Genomic DNA, 21,842 nt, shown 5'->3' with positions numbered 1-21,842 from the left:
ACCTCTCCCCTCGCGAGAGAGGGAAACGGTCATGACTTTCATGATCGGGGGTGTCAGGAAAAGTCATGACCGTTAGCAGACCTCGGCACGTTCGATCAGTACCTCTTCAAGGGGCACATCGCTATGCCCACCGGAAAAACCCGTCTTGACTGCCTTGATCCGATCGACCACATCGCGACCCTCAACCACCTTGCCGAACACGCAGTAGCCCCAACCCTGGGCATTGGGCGCACGGTAATTGAGAAAATCGTTGTTGACCAGATTGATGAAGAACTGGGCGGTGGCCGAGTGCGGTTCAGGAGTACGTGCCATGGCGACCGTGTAGGCATCATTCCTGAGCCCGTTGTTGGCCTCATTGCGGATCGGGGCCTTGCAAGCCTTCTGTTTCATGCCCGGTTCGAAGCCACCGCCCTGAACCATGAAGCCGGGAATCACGCGATGGAAAACCGTGTTGTCATAGTGGCCGGCTTCGACGTAGTCAAGAAAGTTTCTGGCCGACAAGGGAGCTTTTTCGGCGTCCACTTCGATGGCAATGACGCCAAAATTGGTATGCAGCTTGATCATCGTTTTCCTTTCTCGGGAATGATCTTGACCGACTCGATGATGACCGGTTCAAGAGGAACGTCCTGGTGTATCGAGCGGTTCCCGGTCGCCACCTTGGCGATCTTGTCCACCACTTCCATACCTTCCGTGACTCTGCCAAAAACCGTGTAGCCCCAGCCATCGCTCGCGGGATAGTTGAGTGCGGCATTGTCGCGGTGATTGATGAAGAACTGTGAACTCGCCGAATGCGGATCCGGGGTACGGGCCATGGCGATCGTTCCCCGATCGTTTTTCAGGCCATTCTTCCCCTCGTTTTCCACCTTTCTGGCCGCCGGCTTCTGTTGCAGGTCAACGGTAAAACCACCGCCCTGAATCATGAAGCCGGGAATGACGCGGTGGAAAACCGTGCCGTTGTAGAACCCCTCATCGACGTACCGGACAAAGTTCTGGACAGTTTTGGGTGCCTTTTCGGAATCGAGTTCGATCACGATCCGACCCATGCTGGTCTGCATGTCGATGCTGGGTGCAGCCAGTGCCGCCACCGACAGCAAGCCACCGGCAATCAGGACAAGTTTCCTGTACATCAGAGATTTCCTCCGGGTGAATAATGATCATCCACCGATACGTTCCTGCTGGATCAGCCACCTGCCTCTGGATTTGACCAGGACGAGGTTTTTGGTCACGGTGGATTTCAGGTAGGGCGAACTGTAATGCTGAAGGAGTTTTACCGTCGCCTTGTCGTCGGCAAACGAGACTTGGAGATCCTCGATTTCGACCTGCAGCTTGCCAGGCTTGCTCATCGGACGGGTGCGCTCACTTTCCCACGCCTTACGAGGAATTCCTCTGGGCGTACGAAAGTCGGCTGCATAGTAAGCGAGATAGGCCTTGGCATCCTTGCGCGACCAGGCACTGGCCCAGCCTTGCAGGGCTTTCGTCACGGCCCTCTCGTCACTGGCAGCCAGCGTTGTTGCCGGCTGCCCCGATTTATCAGCCTCTGTCACAGCAGCAAGCGGAGTAATGCCCTTGCCCGCAGCCAGCGCGACAGCAGAGGTACCGGCGGCAGGGGTTGATGCTGCCGCCGGCATGACATCCGGTTCGATGCTGGTCATCCGGCTGCCAGTCTCGCCGGCTGGCCGTATCGCGACTCCTGTGCTGCTTGTGGAGGGCTTATTGAGTTCCCGAAGCCTGGCAAGCTTGGATTGTGTCACCCGCCTCGACGGATCCAGTTGCAGCGCCTTGTCATAAGCCTGACCGGAGAGCATGGCGTAGACATCACCCAGGTTGTCGTAGGCGGTCGCGTAGCCCGGATGGATCCTGATCGCCATCTCGAGTGCCGTACGCGCCTTGTCGTATTGTTTCTGTTGGGCATACAGAACCGCCAGGTTGTTGTAAGTCTCTGGCAATTCGGGATAGTCCTCGGTCAGTTTGCTGAAGACGGCTATTGCTTCCTGCGGTTTTCCCATCTCGGTGAGGGCCAGGCCCTTGAGGAATCGCCCCTGGGGATCCGATGGCTTGCTCGCCAGGTAGGCGTCGACCTTTTCGAGCGCATGCGCAGGCTGTCCCTGACGCATTAGCCGCTGCGCATCCGACAGCGTGTCGGATGTCGCAAAGAAACTGCTACAGCCCAGTAGCAAACCGACGATCAAGGCCGGAAATGAGGCAGGCATAGGCATCGGAAGATTCGAGTGCATCGGTATGGTATACTGGCCTATGCAGCAGTCGGGCGTCACTAAACCGGCTGATTCTAACAAGAAGTGCGTCCAAACCAAAGCACTCCAGGTGTACGTGCAGAGTCAATTTGTTCTTCCCGTAACCCTTCGGCTTCCCGTCAAGCCGGCGGTGACCAGCAAGAATCCGGTCCATCCATCCAATGCGGGTTGAGAATCCTGATTAGATTGAGGAACCTGGATTCTTTGAAGAGAGTGGATTGACCCTGCGCGTACGTCTGTGCTGGACGCTATCGCGGACATTAAAAATGTTGAAGATCTACAACTCGCTGACCAGAGAAAAGCAGGACTTCGTACCGATCACGCCCGGCAGCGTCCGCATGTACGTCTGTGGAATGACCGTCTATGACTACTGCCACCTCGGCCATGCGCGCGTATTGGTCGTTTTTGACATGGTTCAACGCTGGCTGCGAGCGAATGGGCTACAGGTATGCTACGTCCGGAACATTACCGATATCGACGACAAAATCATCCAGCGGGCGCTGGCCAACAAGGAAAGCATCGGCGAACTGACCGACCGCTTCATTGCCTTCATGAATGAAGACGCGGCGGCACTTGGCGTGGAGAAACCCGACCATGAACCCCGGGCAACCCAATATATTCCGCAGATGCTCGGCCTGATCGATCTGTTGGAGAAAAACGGGCTGGCTTACCAGGCGACCACTGGTGACGTCAATTTCTCGGTCCGAAAATTTCCTGGTTACGGCAAATTGTCGGGTAAGTCCATTGACGATCTACGCGCCGGGGAACGCGTCGACGTTGACATTGGCAAGGATGACCCGCTCGACTTCGTGCTCTGGAAACGAGCCAGGAAGGACGAACCTTGCTGGCCATCACCCTGGGGCAATGGTCGCCCCGGTTGGCACATCGAGTGTTCAGCGATGAGTTCGGACCTGCTCGGCAAGCACTTCGACATTCACGGCGGCGGGCAGGACCTGCAGTTTCCCCATCATGAAAACGAGATCGCGCAGTCCGAGGGCGCACATCACTGCCCGTTCGTTAACTACTGGATGCACAACGGCTTCGTCCGTGTCGATAACGAAAAAATGTCGAAGTCACTCGGCAATTTCTTCACGATCAGGGACATTCTCAAGCAATACGATCCTGAGGTACTGCGTTTCTTCATCCTGCGGGCGCACTACCGCAGCCCGCTCAACTATTCCGATGCCCATCTCGACGATGCACGACAGGCGCTGAGCCGGCTTTACACCGCACTCAAGGCAACCCCGCCGGCAGTCGAAGTGGCCGCGGTGGACTGGCATGAGCCACATGCAATTCGCTTCAGCCAGGCCATGAACGACGACTTCAACACCCCGGATGCGTGTGCCGCATTGTTTGACTTGGCCAGCGAGGTGAACCGCAGCAAGTCTGCGGGACTGTCCGGTCAGTTGCGTGGGCTGGCGGGCCTGCTGGGCCTGCTCAAGCGCGACCCACAAGGATTTCTCCAGGGGTCACCGGCACTGGGCGCTGAAGAGATGTCGGTCGAAGCCATCGAAATGCTGATCGCCAACCGGTTGGCGGCAAAGAAACGCAAGGACTACGTCGAAGCAGACAGAATCCGTAGCGGACTGCTGGCCGCGGGAGTCGTCCTTGAGGATGGTGCACAGGGAACCCACTGGCGACGCGCCTGATCGCCTGATTGCCTAACGGTCATCACTTTTCCAGGCACCCCCGATCATGAAAGCCATGACCGTTTCCCTCTCCCCCAACCCTTCCCACGGCCCGCGCGGCATCGCGGGCCGGCTACGGCGGCGCGGAGCAGCGCTCCGCGAAACCCCGCCTGAGGGGGAAAGGAGGTTCGTGAGTCGCATACGCGACTTTCACATTAACGAAGAACCCGGCCACTGTTGCCAATGACCGTTAAATCAACAAACCGGGAACCAAACCGATCATTGGCCGAATAGCTGATGCGATAGCCCCCAAGGTCATGATTCTGCATGCCTTCGAGACTGGTCAGAAGCTTTTCGCGGCTGAGATCTTTGCCCGCCTTGCGGATGGCATCGACCAGCACTTTCGCCATGGCGTAAGCCTCGACACCATAGTAAGAAAACTTTCCATTCTGGCCGAGCAGCTTCTGGTATTCGCGTACCAGCGGCGTAGTATCGTTCCAGGGATAGGGCATGACCTGTGAAATGCCGATCCCGCGTGCCTCGTCACCAAGCTCCTGCACCAGCAGATCGGCGCCAACTGGCGACAGGGTCATGAACTGTGGCTTTTGACCGATTTTTCTCATCGCACGAACGAAGGCGGCAGTCGGCTTGTACAAGGTCACCATGATCACCGCTTGCGGGGTAACCGGGGCAATGGTCTGCACCGCCTGACTGACATCGGCCGAGTTGCGTTCGACCGTGGCCACCGCCACCGGTGCCTGGTTATGCTTTCTGAGCGCGGCAACGACGCCATCAAGGCCGGATTTTCCGAATCCATCGTTCTGGTAAAAAACGGCGATGTTGCTGAAGCCAAGAGAGACCAATTGATTGACGATCGCTTCGGTCTCGTTTGCGTAACTCGCCCGCACATTGAACATGTAGCGATTTTTCGGGTTGTCCCTAGGCAACTGACGGATCGATTCGGCACCCGAAATTGCTCCGACCAGCGGCACTTTGGCCACACCAAAGACCTCGTTCATTGCCGCTGTGGTGGGACTCGAACCATAGGATGCAAGCAGGGCAAAAACCTTTTCCTGGTTGATCAGGGTGCGGGTATTGGCGACCGCACGATCGGTTTCGTAGCCATCGTCGAGTGCGCGCAGCTCCAGCCTTCTTCCATGAATCCCACCGGCGTCGTTGATCTGGCGAAAATAGGCGTTGATGACCATCTTCATGTCCAGCCCATACGCCCCGTTGGGGCCGGAAAACGGCGCAGTCATGCCGATCAGGACGCTGTTGTCGGTCACCCCTGTCTCAGCCGCCAGCACGCAGCCAACCCAACTCAGGCAAGCAAACAGTAGCGCCCTGAAGATCCTCATGCCCATTCTCCTTGAATGCGATTGCTGCGATCGTTACAGACCTGCGACTGGCCATGGTCAACGGCTATTACTTTCCAGGCACCCCAATCATCGAAGTGATGACCGTTTCCCTCTCCCCCGACTCCCCCCGTGAGGAGGATGGGTCGATTCGTGAGTCGCATACGCGACTCTCACATTCAAGAATGGCGAAGCAAACTGACACACCCCTTACACGCAGCGACTGCGCGCAAATTATTCTCCTGCGATGGCTTTGCACGACACTACGCTGCTGCACCAACGGGTGCAGCGAGGCCGGTTCTCAGAGGTTAATGTGAAAGTCGCGTCAGCGACTCACGAATCTCCCCTCCCCCTTGCGGGAACGAAGGCGGGGTTTCGCGGAGCACTGCTCCGCGCCGCCGTAGCCGGCCCGCGATGCCGCGCGGGCTGTGGGATGAGAGGGGGAATTCGCAGAGCCTGGCTCTGCGCCCATCGAACGATTCCGGCGTGCCAGCCGGAATGCGCCCTGCAAGGGAGGGAAACGGTCATGACTTTCATGATCGGGGGGTACCTGGAAAAGCCATGACCGTTAGAATCAATCGACTGCGCGACCGATCTGCGGCGTTGCTCGCTCGCGCCTTGCCTCTCAGCTTACTGGCTTGCTGGCGACGATTTCGCCATCCACCTCTCAGGTGGCAGCGAAGAAGTCGCGCACACGATCCATCCAGGATTTGGCGCGTGGATTGTGTTGAGCGGAGTTCTCGCGGCTGGATTCCTCAAGTTCGCGCAACAACTCTTTCTGGCGTTCGGTGAGATGCACCGGGGTTTCCACAACCACATGGCAGAGCAGATCACCGTGAGCGTTACTACGTACGCCCTTGATGCCTTTGCCGCGCAAGCGAAAGATTTTCCCGGACTGCGTCTCCGGGGGTACACGGATTTTCGCGGCGCCATCGAGCGTCGGAATATCGATTTCTCCACCCAAAGCCGCGGTGGTAAAACTGATCGGCATCTCGCAGTGCAGATCGTTCTGTTCGCGCTGAAAGACAGGGTGTGTCTTGAGGTGAATCTGAACGTAAAGATCCCCTGACGGTCCGCCATTGATGCCGTGCTCGCCTTCGCCCGTGAGTCGAATCCGGTCGCCCTCGTCAACCCCCGCGGGAATTTTCACCGCCAGGGTTTTGTGCTGCTTGACTCGACCCGATCCGTGACACTGAACACACGGCTCAGCAATAAAGCGCCCGGTACCGTGACATTTCGGACAGGTCTGCTGAATCGAGAAGAAACCCTGCTGCAGGCGGACCTGGCCGCTCCCCTGGCAGGTCGGACAGGTCTTTGGCTGCGTACCGGCCTTGGCACCACTGCCATGGCAAGCGTCGCAAGCCTCCATGGTCGGAATGCGGATCTTGGTTTCGGTGCCGAAGGCTGCCTGCTCCAGCGAAATTTCGAGGTTGTAGCGCAGATCGGCACCGCGATAGACACTGGAACGCCCACCACCACCACGACGGCCACCGAAGATCTCGTCAAAGATGCCACCGAAGGCATCGGAAAATCCCCCTGCCCCTGCGGCACCCATACCGGCCTGCGGATCGATGCCGGCGTAACCGTACTGGTCGTAGGCAGCGCGTTTCTCCGGGTCGGTGAGCGTTTCGTAGGCTTCCTTGACTTCCTTGAAGTGCTCCTCAGCCTTGGGGTTGTCCGGATTACGATCCGGATGATGCTTCATCGCCAGCTTGCGGTAAGCCTTCTTGATTTCTTCATCGGACGCGTCGCGATTGACGCCGAGAATGTCGTATAAGTCGCGTTTTGCCATGGGTTTATGAACAATTGGTGGGAGCAGGGCGAGGCGCGATTATACGCCCCGCCTGGCAGGCAAAGACTTACTTCTTGTCTTTGACTTCGGTGAACTCGGCGTCGACGACGTCGCTGTCGTCCTTCTTCGCTTCACCGGCAGCCCCGGCAGTATGCGCGGCGCCCCCCGTTTGCTCCTGTTGTTTGGCGTACATCTTCTCGCCCAACTTCTGCGCAGCCGTTCCGAGTGCCTCGTTCTTCGCCTTGATGGCCTCGATGTCGTTGCCACGAATGGCCTCCTCGGCCTCATGCATCGCCTTTTCGATGACCTGTTTCTCGCTGTCGGAGAGTTCCTTGCCGTATTCGGCAAGCGACTTCTTGACGGTGTGAATCATGCCGTCGCACTGGTTGCGGGCTTCCGCCAGTTCATGCGCTTTCCGGTCTTCTTCGGCGTGCAACTCGGCATCCTGGACCATGCGCTGCACTTCCGCTTCGCTGAGGCCAGAAGACGCCTGAATCTTGATCTTGTTCTCCTTGCCGGTGGCCTTGTCCTTGGCCGAGACATGCAAAATACCATTCGCATCAATATCGAAGGTCACTTCGATCTGTGGCATGCCACGTGGCGCCGGTGGAATGTCGGAAAGATTGAACTGTCCGAGGCTCTTGTTGCCGCTGGCCATTTCCCGCTCGCCCTGCAGCACGTGAATGGTCACCGCAGACTGGTTATCGTCAGCCGTCGAAAAGACCTGTGTCGCCTTGGTTGGAATGGTCGTGTTCTTCTTGATCAGCTTGGTCATCACGCCGCCCAGCGTCTCGATTCCCAGCGACAATGGCGTCACATCGAGGAGCAGGACGTCCTTGACCTCGCCCTGCAGAACACCACCCTGGATCGCTGCACCGACGGCCACCGCCTCATCCGGATTGACGTCGCGGCGCGGTTCGCGGCCGAAGAACTCCTTGACCCTTTGCTGCACCTTGGGCATCCGGCTCTGTCCGCCGACCAGGATGACATCGTCGATGTCGCCGATCTTGCAACCAGCATCCTTCAGGGCAATTCGGCAGGGTTCGATGGTCCGTTCGATGAGATCGTCGACCAGCGCCTCGAACTTGGAGCGTGTGATCTTCAGCGTCAGGTGCTTGGGTCCGGAGGCGTCAGCGGTAATGTACGGCAGGTTGATTTCATTTTGCTGGCCGGACGAAAGCTCGATCTTGGCTTTTTCAGCGGCATCCTTGAGGCGTTGCAGGGCCAGCACGTCGGCCTTGAGGTTGACGCCCGATTCTTTCTTGAACTCGTCGATGATGTAATCGATCAGACGCTGGTCAAAGTCTTCACCGCCGAGGAAGGTGTCCCCGTTGGTCGACAGCACCTCAAACTGGTGCTCGCCTTCGACCGCAGCAATTTCGATGATCGAGATATCGAAGGTGCCGCCGCCCAGGTCGTAGACCGCGATCTTCTTGTCCCCCTGCTTTTTGTCCATGCCGAAGGCCAGGGCCGCTGCCGTCGGTTCGTTGATGATACGCTTGACTTCCAGGCCGGCGATCCGCCCGGCATCCTTGGTCGCCTGGCGCTGGCTGTCGTTGAAATAGGCAGGCACGGTAATCACCGCCTCGGTCACGTCTTCGCCGAGATAATCTTCGGCGGTCTTCTTCATCTTGCGCAGAACTTCCGCGGAAACCTGTGGCGGTGCAATTTTCTTGCCGCGCACCTCGACCCATGCGTCGCCATTCTCGGCTCTGAGAATCTTGAACGGCATCAGCGAGATATCCTTCTGTACCTCCTTCTCTTCAAAACGGCGACCAATCAGCCGCTTGATCGCGTACAGCGTATTTTTCGGATTGGTCACCGCTTGACGTTTGGCCGGCGCCCCGCAGAGAATCTCGCCATCCTCCGCATAAGCAACCGTTGATGGCGTCGTACGCGCGCCTTCCGAGTTCTCGATGACCTTTGGTTTGCCGTTCTCCATGACGGCTACACAGGAGTTGGTCGTTCCGAGATCAATGCCGATGATCTTGCCCATTTCAGAATCCTTTCAATATTATTTTGAGAACATTCGCCAAAACCGGAATGTTGGGTAACGCTACGCAATTGGGGATGGTCGTGACGATTTCAAGCGCTGGCCTTGGCTACAACGACCAGTGCCGGGCGCAGTACGCGATCGGCCAGCAGGTAGCCCTTCTGCAGTACGCTGACCACGGTGTTGGGCTCCTGTGGTGATTCGACGACGCTGATCGCCTGGTGTCGATGCGGGTCGAACTTTTCGCCCAGCGGGTTGACCTCGGTCAGTGCCGACTTTTCGAAAGCCGCGACCAGTTGCTTGAGGGTCAGTTCGGTACCGGATCGAAGGCTCTCGACACTGGCTGTCTCGGTCGCCAGCGCAGCTTCGAGGCTGTCCTTCACTGCCAGCAGTTCCCGGGCAAAACGGTCAACGGCGAATTTCGCGGCCTTGCTGATGTCCTCCTGCGCACGGCGGCGCACGTTCTCGGTTTCGGCCTTGGCTCGCAGCCATGCATCATGGTACTCCTCGGCCTGTTGTTGAGCTTGTTTGAGGGTTTCTTCGAGATTGGGCGCGCCGCTTGCAGGGGGCGCTCCTGCGGATGGCGACTCAACGATCTCTGGTGTGACAGAAGCAACTTCCGGCGTGGCCGGGGCGGCAGTGGTCACTTCGGGTACGGTGTCATTCGTTTGCATAAATGGTGATCTCCCTGAAAACGGGAAAGAGTTTGGGGCGAGTTCTCCGATTTCAAGCTTTTTGTCCCTTGATCTTGTGGGCTGCGATGCAACCGACGCAAAATTGTTCATGCACGCGGCGGTTCTGCTGCTAGCATCTCGGTTCCGGCTGGCCGTCGATAGGGGTGGGTTCTGGCATGTTGGAAAAGATCGGCAAATATCCAATCATTCGCTCCCTTGGCAAGGGTGCGACTGCTGTCGTCTATTTGGCCCGAGACCCGGATATGGACTGCCAGGTCGCGATCAAGCTGATTCGTTTCGGCGAAGAAAATGCAGCCATGTCACGACGTCTGCGCAAACTTTTCCAGACCGAGGACGCGATCGGTCGTCGGCTGAATCACCCCAACATCGTCAAGATCTTCGACGCTGTGGTGGAACCGGATCAGGCCTATCTGGTGATGGAGTTCGTCGAAGGCACCGCGCTCGACAAGTATTGCGCGATCAATCGGCTACTGCCGATGCACCGTGTCATCGGCATCATCTTCAAGTGCTGTCTGGCTCTCGATCACGCCTTCCGCCAGGGCGTCGTACATCGTGATATCAAGCCGGCCAACATCCTGCTCAATGACCACGACGAGCCGAAAGTCACCGATTTCGGTCTGGGCCTCAATCTGCTCAAGGATATGGGAATGGACTCGACCTTCGTGATGGGGGTTGGTTCACCCGCCTACATGTCCCCTGAGCAGGTCAAGAACTATCCGCTCAATCACAAGACCGACCTCTATTCGCTGGGGGTCATGCTGTTCCAGTTGCTGACCGGGCGCCTACCATTTCGCGCCAACAATCCCGCGACACTGGTCTACAAGATCATCAACATGGACTCGCCTTCGGTCTGCGCACTCAACCCGACTCTACCCGCGGGCCTTGATCCGATCATCAAGAAGGCACTTGAGAAGGATCTTTACAGCCGCTACCGTAATGGTGCCGAGTTCGCCAAGGATCTTTCCTCGGTGCGCTACCAGATGCTCGAAGAAGATCAGATCCAGCAGGATCAGACGCACTTTGAAAGGTTGCGCAAGGTGGAATTCTTCGCCGAGTTCGAGGATATTGAATTGTGGGAGGTGCTGCGCATCAGCGTCTGGCGAGAATTGTCGGAGAAAGTCACGATCATCCGTGAAGGCGATAACCACCGCAAGTTTGGCGTGGTGGTTGATGGCTTTGTCGAGATCTCCATCAATGGACGGGTGATCTGTCGACTCGGTGCGAGCGAGGTAGTCGGCGAGATGGCCTTCCTGCACCCGAGCGACTCTCGACGTCACGCCACGGTGGTGACTCTGGAACCGACCTTGTTCCTGGAAATCAATAGCGCAGCGCTGGAATTGAGTTCTGATGAAGTACGGGAACGCTTCAACAAGATTCTGCTGAGCAAACTGCTCGATCGCTTGCGCGAAGCCAACAAGGTGCTGGCCAAGTTCGGCCAGAACGCCGTTCAAGGCAGCTCTGCCTACACCGCAGGCCTGATGCCGCCCCTGGAGTTAATGTGATGATGCCTGACCTCGCCTCGCCAACGTTCTGGATCGCCGTATTCCAGATCATTCTGATCGACATTCTGCTCGGTGGCGACAACGCCGTGGTGATTGCTCTGGCGTGCCGCAGACTGCCTGTGGCACAACGCAACCAGGGAATTTTCTGGGGCGTCTTCGGTGCGATCGGGCTGCGTCTCGTACTGATCTACTTCGCCTTGCAACTCCTGGCGATTCCATATCTCAAGATTGTCGGCGGACTGCTGTTGTTCTGGATCGGTGTCAAGCTCATCCTGCCGGAACACGAGGATGCGCATGATCATGTGCAAGGAAGCAGCACGCTGATCGGAGCGATCAAGACGATCATCGTCGCCGACGCGGTGATGAGTATAGACAACGTCATTGCGGTCGCCGGCGCGTCGCATGGATCGATCGTTCTCGTCACCTTCGGGATCATGGTTTCGATCCCGATCGTGGTCTGGGGTAGCAAACTGGTGCTCGCCCTGATGGATCGATTCCCGATCGTGATCACGGCTGGTGGTGGACTGCTTGGCTGGATCGGTGGCGGCATGTTGGTGACCGACCCGGCACTGCCGGCAAGCTGGCATGCGACGGTTCCGCATAGCGCTTACCTGGTATCAGCTTTCGGCGCATTGCTGGTGGTGGTAACGGGCAAGTGGCTGGCCAGCCGGCAAGCGGCGCATGCGGCCGTTGAACTGGCAACTGCGACTGCCGAGAAACTTGGTGAAGGAAAAAAACCATGAATGCCCTCTGGCTGATTCCCGTCGACGGCTCGCTGCCTGCCTTGCGGGCCGTCGACCATGTCCTGCGCGAAGCGGCTCGTGACACCATCGCACCAGCGATCATGCTGATCAATGTGCAGCCCCCCCTGCCTTCGGACGTCACCCGTTTCGTCAGCCACGGCGTCGTCCAGGACTACCACCGTGAGGCTGGCGAAGCCGCACTGGCCGATGCTCGTTTCAGACTGGACGCTGGCGGGCTTGCGTACTCGCCACATATCCTGGTCGGCGAACCGGCTCCGACGATTGTCAATTTCGCCAGAGAGCAGCACTGCACCCTGATCGTCATCGGGGCTCGGGGTCTTGGCTCAGTCGCCAGCGCGCTGCTCGGATCGGTCACGAGCAAGGTCATTCACCTCACCGAATTGCCGGTCCTGGTGGTGAAGTAGGCAGCAGACCTGTGCGCTACAGAACGTAGCGCGACAGATCCTCGTTCTGCGCCAGTTCGGCCAGCCGACTGTCCACGTAGGCCGCATCGATGGCAACGCTCTCCAGGCTTCCCTCGCAGGCGGAAAACGACACCTCCTCGAGCAGTCGCTCCATCACCGTATACAGTCGTCGGGCACCGATATTTTCGGTGCGTTCGTTGACCGACCAGGCAATCTCGGCCAGGCGTTTGATACCGTCAGCGGCAAAGTCGAGGGTCACTCCTTCGGTAGCCAGCAGCGCCTGGTATTGCATGGTCAGACAGGCGTCAGTCTGCGTCAGAATGCACTCGAAATCGGCGACCGACAAGGAATCGAGCTCAACCCGGATCGGCAGGCGACCCTGCAGTTCGGGAATCAGATCCGAAGGTTTGGCCAAATGAAATGCGCCGCTGGCAATAAACAGGATGTGATCGGTACGAATCATCCCGTACTTGGTCGATACCGTGGTGCCTTCAACGAGTGGCAGCAGATCGCGCTGCACCCCCTGACGTGAAACGTCCACGCCGTGCGTGTCGCTGCGTGAGGCAATCTTGTCGATTTCGTCGAGAAAGACGATGCCGTTCTGCTCGACATTGCGAACCGCATCGTGTTTGACGTCCTCATCATTGACCAGTTTTGCGGCTTCCTCCTCGATCAGCAACCTGCGTGCATCGCAGATCTTCAGCTTGCGCGATTTCTTGCGGCCCCCGCCCATGTTCTGGAACATGCCCTGGATCTGCGAGGTCAGTTCCTCCATTCCCGGCGGAGCGAAGATCTCGGCCTGCATCAACGGAGCAGCGACATCCACCTCGATCTCCTTGTGGTCCAGTTCGCACTCGCGCAGCTTCTTGCGAAATTTCTGCCGGGTCGCACTGTCTTCTGTCGATTGTGCATCGTTGAAGAAATTGCCGCGTGCCGGCGGCAACAGGGCGTCGAGGATGCGATCTTCGGCAGCGTCTTCGGCACGCACGCGAACGCCCGTCAGCGCCTGTTCACGAGCGCTTTTGACGGCAATTTCGACGAGGTCACGGATAATCGTTTCGACATCGCGGCCCACGTAACCGACTTCGGTAAACTTGGTCGCCTCGATCTTGATGAACGGCGCATTGGCCAGACGCGCCAGCCGGCGTGCGATTTCGGTCTTGCCAACACCCGTGGGCCCGATCATCAGAATGTTCTTGGGTGTGATCTCCTGGCGCAGCGGCTCGGCGACCTGCGCGCGCCGCCAGCGGTTGCGCAGCGCAATCGCCACAGCCTTCTTGGCCTTCCCCTGACCAACGATATGTTTGTCCAGTTCGTGAACAATTTCCTGCGGAGTCATCGCCGACATGGTTATTCGAGCACCTCGATGGTGAAGTTCTGATTGGTATAGATGCACAGATCACTGGCGATCTGCAGCGACTTGCGGACCACCTCGGCCGGATCGAGTTCGCTGTTTTCAACCAGTGCGCGTGCCGCTGCTTGCGCGAAGGCGCCCCCCGAACCAATCGCGACAATGCCGTACTCCGGTTCGAGCACATCACCATTGCCGGTGATGATCAGTGAATTCTCCTGATCAGCGACTGCCAGCATGGCTTCCAGCCGGCGCAGGGCGCGGTCGCTGCGCCAGTCCTTGGCGAGTTCAACCGCCGAGCGGAGCAAATTGCCCTGGTGCTTGTCAAGTTTGGCCTCGAAACGCTCAAAGAGGGTGAAGGCATCCGCCGTCCCACCCGCAAAGCCGGCGAGAATCCGCCCCTGATAGATGCGCCGAACCTTGCGCGCACTGGCCTTGATGACGAGTTGGCCAAGGGTGACCTGTCCGTCGCCACCCATGGCAACGCGCTTGCCGCGGCGAACTGACAGGATCGTCGTGCCGTGGTACTGGTCCATACAAAACTCCTGTGGGTAATCCTAGTTTCTGGCAAGAACGATTTCCGCCACGGACTTCAGCCCGACGACGCGGAACAGTTCGGCAAGTAAGTAATGGGGGTGACGGAAAATGATCTGTCGGCCCGTCCGCCTGACCGTCGTCAGAATGTTGAGCAGGGCGCCGGCACTCAGGAAATCCATCCGGGTCACGGCCGAACAGTCAATCAGGACCGGATCATTGGCAACAGCATACGCCATTAAATCGGGAAAACGAGCCGCCTTGACATCGCCCTTGATGACATACGCCTCGGTCAACAACTGCTCGGCGGCAGCAAGAACCTGCGGCGGAGGCTCGGCTTCCATCACCCGCCTGGGCTCCCAGGAAGGTGGCGAAATCTCGAAGGTCACCGCATAGTTGATCGCCAGGTCCTCGAAGACCTCCAACTCCCCACGCAACTGGCAGACCTCGAGCTTCAGCAGCCAGCAGGCCTGGCCTTCTGCACGACCGGGCACGACCAGACGGTCGACCAGGGTCGCCAAATGATCACGGCCCAGCAGTTCGATCTCACGCCGATCCTTGCGAGCCTGCTGCAGCAATTCCAGTAGCCGCTGACAACCGGCAGCATCCAGTTTGCGCAACTTCGACAAATCGAGACGAAGATGCGGGTTTCGTGCGAGGGCCTGGCGCGCGGCCGCAAACCCGGCTTCGTTGTCACCCGTCAAATCACCCTTGAATAATACCGACCCAACCCCCTTGGCGTGTACCGACACGGCGACCACGGCATCGCGCCAACCTGGCGGCGATTTCTCGAAGGATTGGGCATAATCGATGCCCAGACCCTCAAAAGCAGCTTTTTGGCCAGTCAGTCGGAACAGGTCAAAGAGCATCAACCACAAGCGCTCGCCGGGGCCAGAGCGGTAGGAGCGAGTCGCCCTCTCGAGCAAGGCGCGAACCGCGCTCTCCTGGCCATTCGAATAAAGCATGGCGGCCTCTTCCGCCTCGGCGTCGATCGGGTCCAGCTCGGCCTCGATCTGAAATTCAGGCGCGGACTCACTAAATTGAAACTCGCTGAGATCCAGTGGCTGTCCTTCGGCCTGGGAAACCGGCGCAGTGAAGGGGAGGTCTCCCGGTACCAGGCCGACTGGCACCGCGGCAACCGGTTTCTCTTCCGCTGCCGGACCAAAGGCTCCGCTCCGCTCGTCACGTGTACGGGGAACGGCGGCTGGCCGGGCAACCATTTTCTTTTCCGGCGGCGGCTTCTTGAAAAACGAAAAAACCATTTGACGAGGAGGACTGCGGTTGAATTCGCAAATTCGCGACAAGGCGATAAGTTTACCTTGTAACACATCGCCCAGCGCACTGCAATTTCAATCCGGGGTCGATTCACACTTTCTACCTCTATTCGTGAGGAGGTTCGCTCTGCCTCCCGCAAGTCACCGATTCTCCACGTTTTATTGGGATCGACGAATTCATCCCTGATTTCGTCGCCAGGGGATTGCACCTTGTCATCTGAATTCGGTATGATCTTCTGGGAAAATTCCCTTCACCATTTCCCTCCAACTTTCCACCGAACCACCCCCACGGAGTTCCAATCATGGCAAAAGGCAACAAAGTCAAGAAAGCAGAAAAGGTCGAAAAGGCCGAGAGCATCGAACACCCCGAGCAAGCCGAAGAAGCGGCGGCAGCGGCTCCTCCTGCATTCGTCAAGATCACCAAGGTCGTTGGCCGGCAGATCCTCGACTCACGCGGCAACCCGACCGTCGAGGTCGACATCACTCTCGACGACGGTTTCATGGCCCGCTCCGCAGTCCCCTCGGGTGCGTCGACCGGGGAATTCGAAGCCTGCGAACTGCGTGATGGCGACAAGAAGGTTTACCTCGGCAAGGGCGTGCTGAAAGCGGTCGAATCGGTCAACACCAAGATTGCGAAACTCCTCAAAGGCAAGAATCCTCTCGACCAGCGCGCACTCGACGAGGCCATGATTGCCCTCGATGGCACACCCAACAAGTCAAACCTGGGAGCGAATGCGATCCTCGGCGCTTCGATGGCCATTACTTTGGCTGGCGCCCATGTCAGCAAGCTGCCGCTCTGGAAATACATCGGCAAGATCCACAAAAACCGCGACTTTGCCTTGCCAACGCCGATGGCCAACATCATCAACGGTGGCAAGCACGCCGACAACTTGATCGACTTCCAAGAGTTCATGATCATGCCGGTGGGCGCGCCCACTTTCTCGGAAGGATTGCGCTGGATCACCGAGGTTTTCCATGCCCTGAAGTCGATCCTCAAGAAGGGCGGGCATGTTACCGCCGTCGGCGACGAAGGTGGCTTTGCACCCAACCTGACCAACGACGAATCACTTGAAGTCATCATGCAGGCGATCGTTGCCGCCGGTTACAAACCCGGCAAGCAGATCAGCATTGCCCTCGATTGCGCTTCTTCCGAACTCTTCGACGAAGGAAACCGCCAGGGCTACAAGTTCTGGAAGTCGAATCCCGACAAGCTGTTCACCGACGACGAAATGATTGCCGTATACAGCGAATGGTGCAAGAAGTATCCCATCGTTTCGATCGAGGATGGTCTCGACCAGAGCGACTGGGAAGGCTATGTCAAGCTCACCAAGGCGCTCGGGGACAAGGTACAGATCGTCGGCGACGACTTCTTCGTCACCAACCCGGTTCGTCTCAAGCAAGGCATCGACATGAAGGCAGCCAACGCGATCCTCATCAAGGTCAACCAGATCGGCACCGTCACCGAAACGCTCGACGCCATCAAGATGGCCCAGAAAGCCGGTTACGGTGTCATCTCGTCGCACCGGTCCGGTGAAACCGAAGACTCCTTCATCGCCGACCTGGCCGTTGGTACCGGCGCCGGGCAGATCAAGACGGGTTCGCTGTCGCGTACCGACCGCATCTGCAAGTACAACCAGTTGCTACGCATCGAGGAGCAACTCGGGAGCAAGGCCGTCTTCAAGGGTCTGAAATCGATCAAGGGCGCGGGTTTCTAAAAACCAGAGGCTCATTATGCGTTTCGGACGGCTAAGCCAGAAGGGCATTGAGAAGATGTTTCAGCAAGCCTTTGCCACGGATTCTGGCGTTGTGCACGAACTGGAAGAAGCCCAGGTAGAGCGGGAGTTTCTCCTGTGAGAGGCCGCGATGGGGACGTAACCAGGAACGCAGCAATGACCAGAAGCCTTCCATCGTATTGACATGGACTTCATGAAACCCGTCGCCGTCCTCATCGCGGGCGTACTCACCCCGGCTGTGCTACACCGTCTTGTGTCCATCCCCCCACTCGGGCAGATGAGCGTAGAGGTCATACTCGTCCGTATAGACGATCGTGCCCAGGATCAACGGTTTCATGGTCGGCTGCTGGACGTTTTCGAGCATCCGCACGACGACCTCTCCGCCGAGTTGGAGCCTCCCGAAAATCGGCGGCTTCTCTTTTTCCAGGGTACCGCGCCCGCGAGCGCCCTGCAGGCGCCGTCGTCGGCCCTGACGGCCTTTTTTTTACTGCCTCGGGGTGGCCCTTATGGCCCGCCACGACATCAACCTCGTCACACTCGACCTCGCCCGACAGCGTCGGCTCCGTTTGCACCGCTACGATGCCCATGCGCAATGGCGAGGCCATGCGGTGCACGTCCTCTTTGTTCAGACCCCACTCCTGCCCAATCTGCTCGTTGGAAAGGTTCAGGACCATCCGGTACAGGCACTAGATCCACACCCGCAGCGGCTGGGGGGAGCCGCGAAGATCGTTCCGGTCAAGTCGTCAAAGTCGCGGCGGCAAACCGTGCAGTGATCTTTCCGGCGCGACGGCTGGGTCGTGTCATGACCTTGCCGGGTCACTTCGTGCGACGCACCATGCGGGCAGCGCACTCCCTCCGGCCAGCGCCGTTCGCGTACTTCGTCGTAACACTTGGCATCGTCCAGAAAGTTCTGAAGGTGAAGTATCGGGCCAACATCCTCAAGGCATAACAACCCAAAATTCTATCGGAATGGTGGTCTGCCCACGCGCAAATCTTCAACCGTCCGAAACACATAAAGAGCCTTTTTCGTTAAAAAACAAGTGGATAATGGGAATCCATCCTAACCGCTTATCACTTACTTATATAAATTTGTCTGATTATGGAAGAGTAAATATGGCAAAGAGTGCCCCGGACCTGACCCGCAGCAGCATTCTGAGAAAAACGATGGTCTTCATCGATTCGCGCGTTGCGGATCACCTGACGCTGATCAGTGGCCTGAGCGCCGATTGCGATCCGGTCTGGCTCGGTGCCACGCAGGACGGGCTGGGGCAGATGCAGGCCGCACTGGCCGGTCGGTGCGACCTGGCATCGATCCGCATCCTGGCGCACGGTCGCCCCGGCGCGCTGACGATCGGTTCAGGGGAACTCACGCGCGAGAACCTCGTTTCTCATGCCGCAGAACTCGCGGCGATCGGCCGCGCGCTGGGCACCGACGGCGACATGCAGATCTACGGCTGCGAAGTCGGCAAAGGCAGCGACGGCCGCGCCTTCGTGCGTGCGCTGGCCGAGGCCTGCGGCGCCGCGGTCTCGGCTTCGTCGGCGCCGGTGGGTCATGCCGACCTCGGGGGAGCCTGGCGGCTCGATGTCGGCGAGCTTCGCACCCCGCCGCTCCAACATCCGCAATGGCACGGGTTGCTCGGCATGACGATCACGCCGCTGACCCCTTCCTGCCCTGGACACAGTGCCGGCGAGTGGCGCAATGGGACGGCTTTTGCCGCGCTGCGCGCCGATGGCTCGGTGGTGACCTGGGGGTGGTCCGGCGGTGACAGCAGCGCCGTGGCCACAAAACTCGATGGCACGATCGACGTGACGCAGGTGTTTTCGACACCCTCCGCCTTTGCCGCGCTGCGCGCCGATGGCTCGGTGGTGACCTGGGGGTACGATATGGGGGGCGCTAACAGCAGTGCCGTGGCTGCCGCACTCGATGGCACGATCGATGTGACGCAGGTGTTTTCGACGACCTCTGCCTTTGCCGCGCTGCGCGCCGATGGCTCGATGGTGACCTGGGGGTATAGCTCCTCTGGCAACTGGGGCGAAGACAGCAGCACCGTGGCCGCTGCGATCAATGGCACGATCGACGTGACACAGGTAGCGTCGACGGAAAGGGCCTTTGCCGCGCTGCGCGCCGATGGCTCGGTGGTAACCTGGGGGTCTGCCGATTATGGCGGCAACAGCAGCACGGTGGCCGCAGCGCTCAATGGCACGATCGACGTGACGCAGGTGTTTTCGACGACATCAGCCTTTGCCGCGCTGCGCGCCGATGGTTCGCTGGTGACCTGGGGAATTGCCGCCTCTGGCGGCGACAGCAGTGCCGTGGCCGCGGCGCTCAATGGCACGATCGACGTGACGCAGGTGGCTTCGGCGGGAGAAGCCTTTGCCGCGCTGCGCGCCGATGGCTCGGTGGTGGCCTGGGGGCATCCCGACAGGGGCGGCAACATCAGCGCGGTGGCCACCGCGCTCAATGGCACGATCGACGTGACGCAGGTATTTTCGACCATGAACGCTTTTGCCGCGCTGCGCGCCGATGGCTCGGTGGTGGCCTGGGGGCATTCCGACAGGGGCGGCAACATCAGCGCCGTGGCCACCGCGCTCAATGGCACGATCGACGTGACGCAGGTGTTTTCGACGAGCGACTCCTTTGCCGCGCTGCGCGCCGATGGCTCGGTGGTGACCTGGGGGTATCGCTGGGGTGGCGGCGACAGCAGCGCCGTGGCCGCAGCGCTCGATGGCACGATCGACGTGACGCAGGTGTTTTCGAACGCTGGCGCCTTTGCCGCGTTGCGCGCCGATGGCTCGGTCGTGACCTGGGGTGATGCCTATCATGGCGGCAACAGCAGCGCCGTGGCGACGCAACTCGATGGCACGATCGACGTGACGCAGGTGTTTTCGACGGCCACGGCCTTTGCCGCGCTGCGCGCCGATGGTTCGGTAGTGACCTGGGGGGATGACCCCTATAACAACTATGGCAGCGACAGCAGCGCCGTGGCGAGCCAGTTGCACGATGTGGTGGGCATGGCCAATCCGTTCACCAACGACGTTTACACCGCCACGGCCCCCCTGTCGAAACAGGATGACTTCGTCGTCCTGCAGTACGCCTCGCCTTCGGTAGTGGGTGCGGGGGTGGGTAACGACACCTACCTGCTCAGCAATGCCATGCTGCCTGCGGGAACAAAGCTCACTATCACCGACCCCCAGGGCAGCAACAGCATTCAGTTGGCCAGCGGGCTGGCCATCGCGAGCAGCAAACTGAACAGCAACACGCTGCAGCTCACCCTCAGCAATGGCAGCGAGATCAATGTCCTGGGCGCCGATCGCTTCACCTATGAAGCGGGAGGCAACGCCACGGCCGGCATCAACCTGCCGGACGTGAGCTATGCCACGTTTGTGCAGAATATCCTTGGGGTTGCACTCCCCACGGGTTCGACCATTGCTTCGGGTGGCGCGGTGACGATTGGTTCTGGTTTGACCGGCGTCTCTCCAATCGCCTCATCGAAACAGGATGACTTCGTCGTCCTGCAGTACGCCTCGCCTTCGGTGGTAGGTGCGGGGGTGGGTAACGACACCTACCTGCTCAGCAATGCCATGCTGCCTGCGGGAACAAAACTCACTATCACCGACCCCCAGGGCAGCAACAGCATTCAGTTGGCCAGCGGGCTGGCCATCGCGAGCAGCAAACTGAACAGCAACACGCTGCAGCTCACCCTCAGCAATGGCAGCGAGATCAATGTCCTGGGCGCCGATCGCTTCACCTATGAAGCGGGAGGCAACGCCACGGCCGGCATCAACCTGCCGGACGTGAGCTATGCCACGTTTGTGCAGAATATCCTTGGGGTTGCACTCCCCACGGGTTCGACCATTGCTTCGGGTGGCGCGGTGACGATCGGGAGTAATTTGACCAACGTCCCGCTGGTGGTGGGAAGCACCGCACCGGTCACCGCCAGCGCTGCAAGCGAGGCCTTTACCTTCCATGTGGCGGGTGCCAAAGCCAGTGCACCGGATACGCAAATCCAGATCAACGGCTTTTCCGTGGCGAATGACCAGCTGACCATTGACACGGTGACCGCTGCGGGCAACATCAAGCTCGCCGCACTGGACGGTACGGACGGCATCACTGTGCAGTCCAACCCCATCACCGGCGATACGCTCATTGACTTTGGGGCCGATGCCAATGGGGACGTGATCACGATCACCCTGACGGGGATTACCGACCCGTCTTTGGTGAATGTTTCCGTAGTCTAACGAATAGCGTTTATCCGCCGCGCCGAAAGCGTCCGGTCCAACCGCTAAAGCAAAAATTGTCGAACTCGGGTTAACACGCTCTGATCTGAAGAAAGGGAGTCCATTTATGGTAACGATTAATACAAGAGATGTCGTAATAGGTGAATCCGATGGCTACGTCGATATCGTCGTCAGCCTGAGCGCCCCCGCACCGAGCCTGGTGACGGTGAACTACACGACGGCGAACGGCACGGCGAGAGAAGGTATCTCTTGGGACTACTTGGGGATCAGTGGCACGCTGAATTTTACCGCGGGCGAGACGACGAAGGTGGTGCGGGTCGCTCTCT

At 58.9% G+C, this 21,842-nt stretch carries 17 protein-coding genes and 1 pseudogene; 7 read left to right on the top strand and 11 right to left on the bottom strand.

From position 1 onward, the window contains the following. Positions 1–72 precede the first annotated feature (72 nt). The 3 genes from V5B39_RS07050 to V5B39_RS07040 are packed head-to-tail and all read right to left on the bottom strand — an operon-like array spanning position 73 to position 2,294. Positions 73–564, bottom strand: a complete 492-nt coding sequence (locus V5B39_RS07050) for a peptidylprolyl isomerase (RefSeq protein ID WP_332342209.1) — start codon at positions 562–564, stop codon at positions 73–75. After that, the gene (locus V5B39_RS07045) at positions 561–1,127 is read right to left on the bottom strand and encodes a peptidylprolyl isomerase (protein WP_332342208.1); all 567 of its coding nucleotides are present in this window, start codon (positions 1,125–1,127) and stop codon (positions 561–563) included. The genes V5B39_RS07050 and V5B39_RS07045 overlap by 4 nt, the downstream gene beginning before the upstream one ends. Positions 1,128–1,154: 27 nt before the next feature. Next, a complete protein-coding gene (locus V5B39_RS07040; protein ID WP_332342207.1) occupies positions 1,155–2,294 on the bottom strand; it encodes a tetratricopeptide repeat protein in 1,140 nt (379 codons plus the stop codon). Between the two features lie 224 nt (positions 2,295–2,518). Between V5B39_RS07040 and cysS the strand changes: the two genes are divergently transcribed. After that, a complete protein-coding gene (gene cysS / locus V5B39_RS07035; protein WP_332342206.1) occupies positions 2,519–3,901 on the top strand; it encodes a cysteine--tRNA ligase in 1,383 nt (460 codons plus the stop codon). 194 nt (positions 3,902–4,095) lie between these two features. Here the strand turns inward: cysS and V5B39_RS07030 are convergent, their stop codons facing one another. The 4 genes from V5B39_RS07030 to grpE form a co-directional block, all read right to left on the bottom strand. Beyond that, the gene (locus V5B39_RS07030; RefSeq protein WP_332342205.1) at positions 4,096–5,238 is read right to left on the bottom strand and encodes an ABC transporter substrate-binding protein; all 1,143 of its coding nucleotides are present in this window, start codon (positions 5,236–5,238) and stop codon (positions 4,096–4,098) included. A 664-nt stretch (positions 5,239–5,902) separates the two neighbouring features. Continuing rightward, positions 5,903–7,027 carry a molecular chaperone DnaJ gene (gene dnaJ, locus V5B39_RS07025; protein ID WP_332342204.1) on the bottom strand — a complete coding sequence of 375 codons (1,125 nt, stop codon included), beginning with the start codon at positions 7,025–7,027 and terminating at the stop codon, positions 5,903–5,905. 67 nt (positions 7,028–7,094) lie between these two features. Further along, positions 7,095–9,023, bottom strand: coding sequence for a molecular chaperone DnaK (gene dnaK, locus V5B39_RS07020; protein WP_332342203.1), 1,929 nt, complete (start codon positions 9,021–9,023; stop codon positions 7,095–7,097). Positions 9,024–9,112: 89 nt separating this feature from the next. Continuing rightward, positions 9,113–9,694 (bottom strand): nucleotide exchange factor GrpE, encoded by a 582-nt coding sequence (grpE, locus tag V5B39_RS07015; RefSeq protein WP_332342202.1) that lies wholly within the window; start codon positions 9,692–9,694, stop codon positions 9,113–9,115. Between the two features lie 176 nt (positions 9,695–9,870). On the opposite strand from grpE, the gene V5B39_RS07010 reads away from it, so the two are divergent. Genes V5B39_RS07010 through V5B39_RS07000 form a run of 3 tightly spaced genes read left to right on the top strand, consistent with a single transcriptional unit; the run spans position 9,871 to position 12,385 of the window. Next, positions 9,871–11,217, top strand: a complete 1,347-nt coding sequence (locus V5B39_RS07010) for a serine/threonine-protein kinase (protein ID WP_332342201.1) — start codon at positions 9,871–9,873, stop codon at positions 11,215–11,217. A 2-nt stretch (positions 11,218–11,219) separates the two neighbouring features. After that, positions 11,220–11,960, top strand: a complete 741-nt coding sequence (locus tag V5B39_RS07005; RefSeq protein WP_332342241.1) for a TerC family protein — start codon at positions 11,220–11,222, stop codon at positions 11,958–11,960. Beyond that, complete coding sequence (locus V5B39_RS07000) at positions 11,957–12,385, top strand: universal stress protein (RefSeq protein ID WP_332342200.1); 429 nt, start codon at positions 11,957–11,959, stop codon at positions 12,383–12,385. The genes V5B39_RS07005 and V5B39_RS07000 overlap by 4 nt, the downstream gene beginning before the upstream one ends. Positions 12,386–12,401: 16 nt before the next feature. Here the strand turns inward: V5B39_RS07000 and hslU are convergent, their stop codons facing one another. From hslU to V5B39_RS06985, 3 genes are read right to left on the bottom strand one after another with little or no spacing between them, the layout of a single operon-like run. Then, the gene (gene hslU / locus V5B39_RS06995; RefSeq protein WP_332342199.1) at positions 12,402–13,733 is read right to left on the bottom strand and encodes an ATP-dependent protease ATPase subunit HslU; all 1,332 of its coding nucleotides are present in this window, start codon (positions 13,731–13,733) and stop codon (positions 12,402–12,404) included. Between the two features lie 2 nt (positions 13,734–13,735). Continuing rightward, the gene (gene hslV, locus V5B39_RS06990; protein WP_034950363.1) at positions 13,736–14,272 is read right to left on the bottom strand and encodes an ATP-dependent protease subunit HslV; all 537 of its coding nucleotides are present in this window, start codon (positions 14,270–14,272) and stop codon (positions 13,736–13,738) included. A 21-nt stretch (positions 14,273–14,293) separates the two neighbouring features. Beyond that, positions 14,294–15,490 carry an STAS domain-containing protein gene (locus V5B39_RS06985; protein ID WP_332342198.1) on the bottom strand — a complete coding sequence of 399 codons (1,197 nt, stop codon included), beginning with the start codon at positions 15,488–15,490 and terminating at the stop codon, positions 14,294–14,296. Between the two features lie 356 nt (positions 15,491–15,846). Here V5B39_RS06985 and eno point away from each other — a divergent pair, with 356 nt between their 5' ends. Beyond that, a complete protein-coding gene (gene eno / locus V5B39_RS06980) occupies positions 15,847–17,259 on the top strand; it encodes a phosphopyruvate hydratase (RefSeq protein ID WP_332342197.1) in 1,413 nt (470 codons plus the stop codon). 31 nt (positions 17,260–17,290) lie between these two features. Here the strand turns inward: eno and V5B39_RS06975 are convergent. Further along, a pseudogene (locus V5B39_RS06975) lies at positions 17,291–18,202 on the bottom strand (IS1595 family transposase). Positions 18,203–18,390: 188 nt separating this feature from the next. On the opposite strand from V5B39_RS06975, the gene V5B39_RS06970 reads away from it, so the two are divergent. Continuing rightward, positions 18,391–21,516 (top strand): DUF4347 domain-containing protein, encoded by a 3,126-nt coding sequence (locus V5B39_RS06970; protein ID WP_332342196.1) that lies wholly within the window; start codon positions 18,391–18,393, stop codon positions 21,514–21,516. 106 nt (positions 21,517–21,622) lie between these two features. Continuing rightward, a partial coding sequence (locus V5B39_RS06965) for a Calx-beta domain-containing protein (protein ID WP_332342195.1) occupies positions 21,623–21,842 on the top strand: 220 nt, incomplete at its 3' end.

Origin of the sequence: Accumulibacter sp. (assembly GCF_036625275.1) — a bacterium.
Lineage (GTDB): Bacteria > Pseudomonadota > Gammaproteobacteria > Burkholderiales > Rhodocyclaceae > Accumulibacter.
Note: the sequence above shows the minus strand (reverse complement) of the source record. Positions and strands in the feature narration are given on the sequence as shown.